Genomic DNA, 10,392 nt, shown 5'->3' on the forward strand with positions numbered 1-10,392 from the left:
TTCTTATAGGGCGCTGCACGTCGCATACAACGCGAAGCCGCCGGAAGGATCATCGCCGCATGCCCGAATTGCCCGAAGTCGAGACAGTCCGTCGCGGCCTCCTGCCCGTGATGGAGGGCGCGCGCATCGCGAGGGCAAGGGTGAATCGTCCCGATTTGCGCTGGCCCTTCCCCGACGGCATGGCCGAACGGCTGACCGGCGCGCGCGTCGAGCGACTCGAAAGGCGCTCGAAATACCTGCTCGCGGCGCTCGATACCGAGGAGACGCTGCTCATGCATCTCGGCATGTCGGGCCGTATCCTGATCTCGGGCGATCCGCTCGGCTCCTTCGTGCACGACCATCCCGCGCCCGAGAAACACGATCATGTCGTCTTCGACATGGAGAACGGTGCGCGGGTCACGTTCAACGATCCCCGCCGCTTCGGGGCCATGGATCTGATGGCGACGGCCAGCCGCGAGGATCACCCGCTCCTCGCCGCGCTCGGGCCGGAGCCGCTCGGCAACGGCTTCTCGGAAGCCCATCTCGTCGCCGCACTCGCGGGCCGCAACACGCCGATCAAGTCAGCTCTTCTCGACCAGAAGATCGTCGCGGGGTTGGGCAACATCTATGTTTGCGAGGCGCTTTTCCGGACCCGCATCCATCCGGCGCGCAAGGCGGGACGAATATCGACGCGACGTCGCGCATCGCTCGTGCCGGCGATCCGCGAGACGCTCTCAGACGCCATCGCTGCGGGCGGATCCTCCTTGCGCGACTACCGGCAGGCTGACGGGGAACTGGGGTATTTTCAGCATTCCTTCGACGTTTACGGGCGCGAGGGGCAGCCATGTCGGCGGGACGGTTGCGACGGCATCGTGCGGCGTCTCGTGCAGTCGGGGCGGTCCTCGTTCTACTGCGGGCGCTGCCAAAGATAGCTTGAACGCTCCCCCCCAGATGATAAGCGTTCGTGACCTGACAGGACATAACCGGAGCCGTGTTTCATGGCCTACGAGACGATCATCGTCGAAGTGGAAGACCACGTCGCCGTCATCAAGCTCAACCGCCCGGACGCGCTCAATGCGCTGAATTCGCAGCTCTTGGGCGAGCTTGCCTCGGCTCTGAAAGACGCCAGCGCCAACGAGAAGGTGCGCTGCATCATCCTGACCGGATCGAGCAAGGCCTTTGCTGCCGGCGCCGACATCAAGGAAATGTCCGAGAAGAGCTTCGTCGATGTCTTCATGTCGGATCTCTTCGGCAACGAGGCCACGGCGATCCTCAACGTGCGCAAGCCGGTGATCGCGGCGGTTGCGGGATACGCGCTCGGCGGCGGCTGCGAGCTTGCCATGATGTGCGACTTCATCATCGCCGCCGACAACGCCAAGTTCGGCCAGCCCGAGATCAACCTCGGTGTCGTTGCGGGCATCGGCGGTACCCAGCGCCTCACGCGCGCGGTGGGCAAGGCCAAGAGCATGGACATGCACCTGACTGGCCGTTTCATGGACGCCGAGGAGGCCGAGCGCGCGGGTCTCGTCAGCCGCGTCGTGCCCGCGAAGAACCTCATGGAGGAAGCGCAGACGGCGGCGGCCAAGATTGCCGAGAAGTCGATGCTGACCTCGCTTGCGGTCAAGGAAGCGGTGAACCGCTCCTTCGAGACCACGCTGAGCGAGGGCCTGCTGTTCGAGCGCCGCCTCTTCCATTCGATGTTTGCGAGCGAGGACCAGAGCGAGGGCATGAACGCCTTCCTCGAGAAGCGCGCAGCGCAGTTCCGCGACAAGTAGGCCGGCGGGCAATTCCCGCTTGGCAGCGGGGGGCGTCCTGTGTATAGGGCACGTCTTACATGCGCGTGCAGCCCGCTCTGGCTAGAATCGATCCGGTCGTTTGGGCCGGAGTGCGGCCAAGTCGCGCGTCCGACATATCGCAGACCCACGAGGATCGATCACCATGGCCAACACGCCGCAGTCCAAGAAGCGGGCACGCCAGAACGAGAAGCGCTACGCCGTCAACAAGGCACGCCGTTCGCGTATCCGCACCCACCTTCGGAAGGTCGAAGAGGCGATTGCCTCCGGCGACCAGGCCGCCGCTCAGGCCGCTCTGCGCGACGCGCAGCCCGAGCTGATGCGGGGCGTCACGAAGGGCGTCTTCCACAAGAACACCGCTGCCCGGAAAATGTCGCGGCTGTCGTCGCGAGTGAAATCGCTCGCTCAGTAAGCGCTACATAATGTGGCAATTTTTAGGGGCTCCGCAATTTGCGGGGCCCTTACTGCGTTTGTGGCATTCCTGCATAGCGGGAGAGATTCTTTTGCCGCCAAGCTACGAGTCAAGCGGCAGTTTGAGTTGAAGCAAACGGGGACCTTGGTAACTTAGGCCCTGCGAGTCACATTCGCTTGGGGGGACAGGTTCGCGGGGTCGCAATCGCCGGATTACTCGGTGAGGCGGGTTCGCGGGGTCGGCTGGGGTTGCGCCCGGACGTCTCGGCGCTGCTGCTGCTGCCATGTCCATTATTTGGGTCGGAGACACTTTCCGTCGCTGTTGGTCATTCTGTGGCCCGCAGCGGTGTGTCTTCGTCATTCGCAATCGAGCAGGTCATCCGGCTCGGTGAGGACACGTTTGTCCAGCGAGTCCCCCATCGCCAGTGTGACCCACCGAAGCGGGCGGCGGCCGCTATAAAATGAGCAGAGCTTGGGCACGGATCGAGGAAGAATGACACAGGAACAATGGGGCGCGCTTCGGGACACTCTTTGCGAGACAATCGGAGAGAACAACTACAAGACCTGGATCGAGCCGCTGAGCTTCGACGGCTGTGAGAACGGAATCGCGACCTTCCGGGCTCCGACCAACTTCATGGGCAATTACGTCAGCCAGAACTTCGGTGACGTCATGCTGAGCCACATGAACGCGATCTCGGGCGACGTGCGCCGCATCAATTTCCGGGTGATGCAGAGCGCCAACGAGCGGGGCGCTCCGGGGCCGGCCGCAACTGCCGGGGCGAGGGGCGCCGCCATGCCGAAATCCGCCGTCCCGAACGGGGGGCAGTCCACGGAAAGCGCGTCCGGCTCCGCCTCCGCCGACCGCTCCGACCTTCTGCCCGGCGCGCCGCTCGATCAGCGCTACACCTTCGACAGCTTCGTTGTCGGAAAGCCGAACGAACTTGCCCATGCCGCCGCGCGCCGTGTCTCCGAAAGCGGGCATGTGACGTTCAATCCGCTCTTCCTTCACGGTGGCGTCGGTCTCGGCAAGACGCACCTGATGCACGCCATCGCTTGGGAGCTTCGCGCGAAGAACCCGGAGCTGAACGTGCTCTACCTCTCGGCAGAGCAGTTCATGTACCGTTTCGTGCAGGCACTTCGCGATCGCCGCATGATGGACTTCAAGTCGATCTTCCGGTCCGTCGACGTGCTCATGGTCGACGACGTGCAGTTCATCGCCGGCAAGGATTCCACGCAGGAAGAGTTCTTCCACACGTTCAACGCGCTCGTGGACCAGAACAAGCAGATCGTCATCTCGGCCGACCGTGCCCCGACCGACATCAAGGATCTTGAGAACCGCATCCAGAGCCGTCTGCAATCCGGTCTTGTCGTCGATCTGCACCCGACCGATTACGAGCTCCGCCTCGGCATCCTGCAGACCAAGGTCGAGCAGCAGGCGCAGCATTATCCCGACGTTCGGATCGCCAACGGGGTGCTCGAATTCCTCGCTCACCGCATCTCGAACAACGTCCGCGTTCTCGAAGGCGCTCTGACACGTCTTTTTGCCTTCGCCTCTCTCGTCGGCCGCGAGGTCGATCTCGATCTGACGCAGGAATGCCTGACGGACGTCTTGCGCGCGAATGAGCGCAAGGTCTCGATCGAGGAGATCCAGCGCAAGGTGGCGGAGCATTACAATATCCGGCTCGCCGACATGATCGGGCCGCGCCGCACGCGCACCTTTGCCCGCCCGCGGCAGGTGGCGATGTTTCTCTGCAAGAAGATGACCGCGCGCTCCCTGCCCGAGATCGGGCGGAGGTTCGGTGGCCGCGATCACACGACGGTCATGCACGGCGTCAAGCGGATCGAGGAGCTCTCGCGCCAGGACGGTCAGATCACCGAGGATCTCGAACTGCTGCGCCGCGCGCTCGAAGCCTGAGCGCCGGATCCCCTAGGCGGGGGACGGGTCATGGCCACAACACAATGACCGCGGGGCCGGCAAGACCCGGCGCGCGGCCTTGACGCCCCCCGGAAACAATCGGACAAAACTGAACAAACGGCCGGAGCGCCGGGCCCGCGGCGGTCCGCCCGCGTCCCGGCGCTTTCGAGGGGACAGGTCATGAAATTCAGCATGGAACGCGCGACGCTGCTCAAGGCCGTGAACCAGGCCCAATCGGTGGTCGAGCGTCGCAACACAATTCCGATCCTCGCCAACGTTCTGATCGAGGCCGAAGGCGAGACGGTCCAGTTTCGCGCCACCGACCTCGACATCGAGGTGGTCGACAAAGCGCTTGCACAGGTCGAGCGTGCAGGGGCCACCACGGTCTCGGCTGTGCTCCTCCACGAGATTGTCCGCAAGCTGCCGGACGGAGCGCTGGTCACGCTGACCGAGGACGGTGCCGCGGGTCGGATGACGGTCGAGGCGGGACGCTCGAACTTCCAGCTCTCGACGCTGCCGAAGGAAGACTTCCCGGTGATGGCGTCGTCGGAATACGCGGCGAACTTCACTGCCAAGGCGGGAACGCTGCGGCGGCTCTTCGACAAGTCGAAATTCGCGATTTCGACGGAGGAGACGCGCTACTATCTCAACGGCGTCTACATGCATATCGCGGATGGCGAAGACGGTCGTGCCCTGCGCTGCGTTGCGACCGACGGTCACCGGCTCGCCCGTATCGATGCTCCCGTGCCGGCGGGCGCCGAGGACATGCCCGGGGTCATCGTGCCCCGCAAGACGGTGAACGAGCTGCGCAAGCTTCTCGACGACGACGACATGGACATCGCCGTGTCCGTCTCCGAGACCAAGGTGCGCTTTGCGACGCCCGAGATCGTCCTGACGTCCAAGGTCATCGACGGGACCTTCCCCGATTACTCGAGGGTGATCCCGCAGAACAACACGCGCCGGCTCGAGGTCGATGCGTCGGAATTCGCAAAGGCTGTCGACCGCGTCGCGACGGTCTCTTCAGAGCGGTCGCGCGCGGTGAAGCTGCAGCTCGACGAGGACCGGCTGATCCTGTCGGTCAACGCGCCCGATAGCGGCGCGGCCGAAGAGGAACTGGCGGTCGCCTATGGGGACGAGAAGCTCGAGATCGGCTTCAACGCGAAATACCTGCTCGAGATCGCCAGCCAGGTCGATCGCGAGAACGCGGTCTTCCTGTTCAATTCCTCGGGTGATCCCACGCTGATGCGCGAGGGCTCGGACACGTCGGCCGTCTATGTCGTGATGCCGATGCGCGTGTGACCGCACGGCGTCAGACCATAGCCACTCATGAGGCTCCGCCCCGTGCGGGGCCTTTTGCTTGCAAAGCCCGTCCTCTCGCGCGTTAAGTCGCGCACGATGTCGCTCCACCTCGCCTCCCTGACCCTGTCGCACTTCCGCTCGCACAAGCGCGCAGCGCTTGACCTCGACGCGCGGCCCGTCGCGCTTTTCGGGCCGAACGGAGCGGGCAAGACCAACCTTCTGGAGGCTGTCTCGCTCTTCTCGCCGGGCCGCGGCATGCGCCGTGCCTCGGCCCAGGATATCGCGCGGCGCCCGGAGGCGCTCGGGTGGAAGGTTACGGGCGATCTCGTCACGCCCGGTACGGCGCACGAGGTTGCCTTCACCTCGGAAGAGGGCCAGCCGCGGCAGGTTCGCATCGACGAGAAGATCGCGCCGCAGACCGCGCTCGCGCGGCTTGCGCGGGTTCTCTGGCTGGTGCCGTCCATGGACCGGCTCTGGATCGAAGGCGCCGAGGGACGTCGCCGCTTTCTCGACCGGATGGCGCTGTCGTTCTTCCCCGCGCATGGCGAGGCCTCTCTCGACTACGAAAAGGCCATGCGGGATCGCAATCGCCTGCTGAAGGATCAGGTGAGGGATGCCGCCTGGTATCGGGCGCTGGAGGCGCAGATGGCCCGGGCCGGCTCCGAGATCCACGCCAACAGGCGCAAGACCCTGGTACGGATCGATGCCGCGCAGGACGGGGCGGAGACGGCCTTTCCGGCCGCAGCCCTCACTCTGGTCCAGACCGAGGGTGACATGCCCGAGGACGAAGCCGCCTTGCGCGAGGCGCTGACCGAAAGCCGTGCTCGTGACCTTGCCGCCGGCCGGACGCTCGTCGGGCCGCACCGCGCGGACCTCCACGGCGTCTTCGCCGCCAAGGGCGTAGCCGCGTCGGACAGCTCGACCGGCGAGCAGAAGGCGCTCCTGATCTCCCTGATCCTCGCCAATGCCCGCGCGCTCGCGGACGACATCGGAGCTGCGCCGATCCTGCTGCTCGACGAGGTGTCGGCGCATCTCGATGCGGGGCGGCGTGCAAGCCTTTACGAGGAGATCGTCGCGCTCGGCGCGCAGGCGTGGATGACCGGGACCGGTCCGGAGCTCTTCGAAGATCTCGGCGACCGGGCGCAACGCTTCGACGTGACCGAAACCGGCGGAGTTTCGGAGGTGACGCGACAATGACCATCACCGTCACGGGGCTCGCGCTCTATGCCGGCGCGCTCCTGATCCTGTTTCTCACTCCTGGGCCTGTCTGGGTCGCAATGGCGGCGCGCACTCTCTCTGGCGGGTTCGGTGCCGCCTGGCCGCTCGCGCTCGGCGTCGTGGTCGGCGACATCATCTGGCCGTTCCTCGCGATCCTCGGCGTCACATGGATCGTGGACAGCTACGCGGGCTTCATGGTGGCCTTGCGCTGGGTTGCGTGCCTGACCTTCGTCGGCATGGGCGTCCTGATCTGGCGCAGCGCCGACAAAGGGCTTGCCGCTGACAGCCGCCTCACGCGCCCCGGTGCTCTCGCGGGCTTCATGGCCGGTCTCGCCGCGATCCTCGGAAATCCCAAGGCGATCCTCTTCTACATGGGCATCCTGCCCGGCTTCTTCGACGTCAGGACCCTGACCGTGCCGGACATCGCCGCGATCGTGGCGCTTTCGGCCACGATGCCGCTGCTCGGCAACCTCGCTCTGGCGCTCTTCATCGACCGGGCGCGGCGGCTTCTTGCCTCTCCTGCCGCCGTGCGCCGGACCAATCTGACGGCGAGCGCGGCGCTCATCCTGGTTGGGATTGCGATCCCGTTCCTCTGATCCCGGAAAGCTGCGGTCACGACGCCGCCGACACACAAAATCTTGTGTCGTTCGCGTGACATTCCCCGGCGCGGCCGGTATATTCCAACGGAAATTCTGCGAAGGAAGACCATGGCCGAAGAAGCGCGCAAAGCCGAAGAATACGGTGCCGGATCCATCAAGGTTCTCAAGGGGTTGGAAGCGGTTCGCAAGCGCCCCGGCATGTATATCGGCGACACCGACGACGGCTCGGGCCTGCACCACATGGTCTACGAGGTCGTGGACAACGGCATCGACGAGGCCCTGGCCGGTCATGCGACCCGCGTGACGGTCAAGATCCACGCCGATTCCAGCATCTCGGTGATGGATAACGGCCGCGGCATTCCGGTCGATATCCACGAGGAAGAGGGCGTCTCGGCGGCAGAGGTCATCATGACCCAGCTGCATGCCGGCGGGAAGTTCGACCAGAACTCCTACAAGGTGTCGGGCGGCCTGCATGGCGTGGGGGTCTCGGTCGTCAATGCGCTCTCGGACTGGCTCGAGCTGCGCATCTGGCGCAACGGCAAGGAACACCTCGCCCGCTTCGAGCGCGGCGACACGGCGAAGCATCTCGAAGTCGTGGGTGACGCCGAGGGCATGCAGGGCACCGAAGTGCGTTTCCTCGCCTCGACGGACACGTTCTCGAATCTCGACTACGACTTCCACACGCTGGAGAAGCGCCTGCGCGAGCTGGCCTTCCTGAACTCGGGCGTCCGCATCCTGCTCGAGGACGAGCGTCCGGCCGAACCGCTATCGGTCGAGCTCTTCTACGAGGGCGGCGTGAAGGAGTTCGTGAAGTATCTCGACCGCTCCAAGCATCCGATGATGCCCGAGCCGATCTACATCACGGGGGAGCGCGACGGCATTTCCGTCGAGATCGCGATGTGGTGGAACGACAGCTACCACGAGACCGTGCTTCCGTTCACCAACAACATCCCCCAGCGCGATGGCGGTACCCACGTCGCGGGCTTCCGCGGCGCGCTCACCCGCACGATCACGCGCTACGCCACCGACAGCGGCATCGCCAAGAAGGAAAAGGTCAGCTTCACGGGCGACGATGCCCGCGAAGGCCTGACCTGCGTGCTGTCGGTGAAGGTGCCGGATCCGAAGTTCTCGTCACAGACCAAGGACAAGCTGGTCTCGTCCGAGGTGCGCCCGGCGGTCGAGAGCATGATGAACGAAAAGCTTTCCGAGTGGTTCGAGGAGAACCCCAACGAGGCGAGGACCATCGTCGGCAAGATCGTCGAGGCCGCGCTCGCCCGGGAGGCCGCCCGCAAGGCCCGCGAGCTCACCCGCCGCAAGACCGCAATGGACGTCAATTACCTCGCGGGCAAGCTCAAGGATTGCTCCGAGAAGGACCCCTCGAAGACCGAACTCTTCATCGTCGAGGGGGACAGCGCAGGCGGCTCGGCTCAGACCGGCCGGGACCGCGGCACGCAGGCGATCCTGCCGCTCAAGGGCAAGATCCTGAACGTGGAGCGGGCACGCTTCGACCGGATGCTCGGCAGCCAAGAAATCGGCAACCTCGTCATGGCGCTCGGCACAGGCATCGGACGCGACGAGTTCGACATCTCCAAGCTGCGCTACCACAAGATCGTGCTGATGACGGACGCGGATGTCGACGGCGCGCATATCCGTACGCTGCTCCTGACGTTCTTCTATCGGCAGATGCCGAAGCTCATCGAGGACGGCTATCTCTATATTGCGCAACCGCCGCTCTACAAGGTGAGCCGCGGCAAGTCCGAAGTCTATCTCAAGAACCAAGACGCGCTCGACGATTACCTCATCCAGCAGGGCACCGACGGCGCGCTTCTCGTCCAGGGCAACGGCGAGGAGATCACCGGCCAGGATCTCGTGCGGGTGGTGGACGAGGCGCGCAGCCTCAAGCGCGTCCTCGATGCCTTCCCGACGCACTACCCGCGCCACATCCTCGAACAGGCGGCCATCGCCGGGGCGTTTGTCCCGGGGGCTGTCGATGCCGACCTGCAGGGGGTCGCCGACCGCGTCGCCGAGCGCCTCGACCTCATTGCGCTCGAATACGAGAAGGGCTGGCAGGGCCGCATCACGCAGGATCGCGGCATCCGCCTCAGCCGGATCCTGCGCGGCGTCGAGGAGATCCGCACCCTCGACGGCACGATGCTGCGCTCGGGCGAAGCGCGGAAGACCGGCAGCTTCACTCAGGCCCTGCAGGCTGTCTACGAAAAGCCCGCCTTCCTGCAGCGGAAGGAGCGCCGCCAGCACATCTACGGCCCCCTGACGCTGCTCGACGCCATCCTCGAGGAAGGTGTGAAGGGCAATCAGCTGCAGCGCTACAAGGGTCTCGGCGAGATGAACCCCGACCAGCTCTGGGAGACGACGCTCGACCCCGACGCCCGCACCCTTCTGCGGGTCGAAGTGGACGACGTGGCCGAGGCTGACGACCTCTTCACCAAGCTCATGGGGGACATCGTCGAACCGCGCCGCGAGTTCATCCAGCAGAACGCCCTCACGGTCGAGAATCTCGACTTCTGAAGCTCTGTAGGATCGCGCGCAATCGTGCGCGATACCCAAAAGTTTGCGCGATTTTCCCACAGGTTTGCGCGGGCAGGGCCGAAACCTATGAGATACCTGAGCATCAGACGCGAGATCGAAGGCAGCCTGCCCACCGTGGCGGAGCTCCTTCGCCATAAAGGCGAGCACGATGCCCTCCGTGCCATGAGCCAGGCGGACATCGAGATCGACGAAGTTGGCTACGATAACTGGGACGGTGGCACCGAGCTCTGGACTGTCTTCCTTCGCGTCCCGGTCAGCGTTTTCGTATTGATCGAGGACCGCCGGGACGAGATCGCCGGGATCATCTCGAAGAACCTCGAGATCGTCACGGGAAAGGACAATGGATACTGGGTGAGCGCGGAGATCTCGCCCATGCGTGCGCCGCCGCCGGGTCGGCGCCTACCGGACGGCAAGATCGGCGAACGGACGCGCGCCGCCATCCTCGATGAGATGCGGGCCAGGGAAACTGTCTGGCACGGTGCCTTGGATGAGATCGCTTTTCTCAGCCGCATCTTTGACCTGACATCGCTACCCTCTCATGACAGCCGGTTCCAGAACGCCGAGCAGGACATCTGGCAGCACTGCATCAACAACTTCGACTGGCCACAGTGTGAACCGGCGTGGAAAAGTG

Annotated in this window: 9 protein-coding genes; all 9 read left to right on the forward strand. The window is 64.8% G+C overall.

Annotation, left to right across the window (positions count from 1 at the left end):
* Nucleotides 1-59 precede the first annotated feature (59 nt).
* The gene (gene mutM, locus OCH239_RS14630; protein ID WP_037264213.1) at nt 60-911 is read left to right on the forward strand and encodes a bifunctional DNA-formamidopyrimidine glycosylase/DNA-(apurinic or apyrimidinic site) lyase; all 852 of its coding nucleotides are present in this window, start codon (nt 60-62) and stop codon (nt 909-911) included.
* A 66-nt stretch (nt 912-977) separates the two neighbouring features.
* Nucleotides 978-1,754, forward strand: a complete 777-nt coding sequence (locus tag OCH239_RS14635) for an enoyl-CoA hydratase (protein ID WP_037264214.1) — start codon at nt 978-980, stop codon at nt 1,752-1,754.
* Nucleotides 1,755-1,917: 163 nt separating this feature from the next.
* Nucleotides 1,918-2,184, forward strand: a complete 267-nt coding sequence (gene rpsT / locus OCH239_RS14640) for a 30S ribosomal protein S20 (protein WP_037264215.1) — start codon at nt 1,918-1,920, stop codon at nt 2,182-2,184.
* Between the two features lie 492 nt (nt 2,185-2,676).
* Nucleotides 2,677-4,098, forward strand: coding sequence for a chromosomal replication initiator protein DnaA (gene dnaA, locus OCH239_RS14645; RefSeq protein ID WP_037264216.1), 1,422 nt, complete (start codon nt 2,677-2,679; stop codon nt 4,096-4,098).
* Between the two features lie 180 nt (nt 4,099-4,278).
* A complete protein-coding gene (gene dnaN, locus OCH239_RS14650) occupies nt 4,279-5,397 on the forward strand; it encodes a DNA polymerase III subunit beta (RefSeq protein ID WP_037264217.1) in 1,119 nt (372 codons plus the stop codon).
* Nucleotides 5,398-5,493: 96 nt separating this feature from the next.
* Nucleotides 5,494-6,594, forward strand: a complete 1,101-nt coding sequence (gene recF / locus OCH239_RS14655) for a DNA replication/repair protein RecF (RefSeq protein ID WP_037264237.1) — start codon at nt 5,494-5,496, stop codon at nt 6,592-6,594.
* Entirely contained in the window at nt 6,591-7,211 is a 621-nt protein-coding gene (locus tag OCH239_RS14660; protein WP_037264218.1) for a LysE family translocator, read from the forward strand. Before recF ends, OCH239_RS14660 begins: the two co-directional genes overlap by 4 nt.
* A 111-nt stretch (nt 7,212-7,322) precedes the next feature.
* On the forward strand, nt 7,323-9,740 hold the full coding sequence (gene gyrB, locus OCH239_RS14665; RefSeq protein ID WP_037264219.1) for a DNA topoisomerase (ATP-hydrolyzing) subunit B: 2,418 nt from the start codon (nt 7,323-7,325) through the stop codon (nt 9,738-9,740).
* An 87-nt stretch (nt 9,741-9,827) separates the two neighbouring features.
* Nucleotides 9,828-10,392: AbiJ-related protein (locus OCH239_RS14670; RefSeq protein ID WP_037264220.1), on the forward strand; the 565-nt coding region annotated here is incomplete at its 3' end.

It is taken from the genome of Roseivivax halodurans JCM 10272 (assembly GCF_000521785.1).
Lineage (GTDB): Bacteria > Pseudomonadota > Alphaproteobacteria > Rhodobacterales > Rhodobacteraceae > Roseivivax > Roseivivax halodurans.

Excerpts from the sequence above, each read along its gene's own strand:
- gyrB (WP_037264219.1), top strand. The coding sequence starts at position 7,323 with ATGGCCGAAGAAGCGCGCAAAGCCGAAGAATACGGTGCCGGATCCATC.
- recF (WP_037264237.1), top strand. The coding sequence starts at position 5,494 with ATGTCGCTCCACCTCGCCTCCCTGACCCTGTCGCACTTCCGCTCGCAC.
- rpsT (WP_037264215.1), top strand. The coding sequence starts at position 1,918 with ATGGCCAACACGCCGCAGTCCAAGAAGCGGGCACGCCAGAACGAGAAG.
- mutM (WP_037264213.1), top strand. The coding sequence starts at position 60 with ATGCCCGAATTGCCCGAAGTCGAGACAGTCCGTCGCGGCCTCCTGCCC.
- dnaN (WP_037264217.1), top strand. The coding sequence starts at position 4,279 with ATGAAATTCAGCATGGAACGCGCGACGCTGCTCAAGGCCGTGAACCAG.
- OCH239_RS14660 (WP_037264218.1), top strand. The coding sequence starts at position 6,591 with ATGACCATCACCGTCACGGGGCTCGCGCTCTATGCCGGCGCGCTCCTG.
- OCH239_RS14635 (WP_037264214.1), top strand. The coding sequence starts at position 978 with ATGGCCTACGAGACGATCATCGTCGAAGTGGAAGACCACGTCGCCGTC.
- dnaA (WP_037264216.1), top strand. The coding sequence starts at position 2,677 with ATGACACAGGAACAATGGGGCGCGCTTCGGGACACTCTTTGCGAGACA.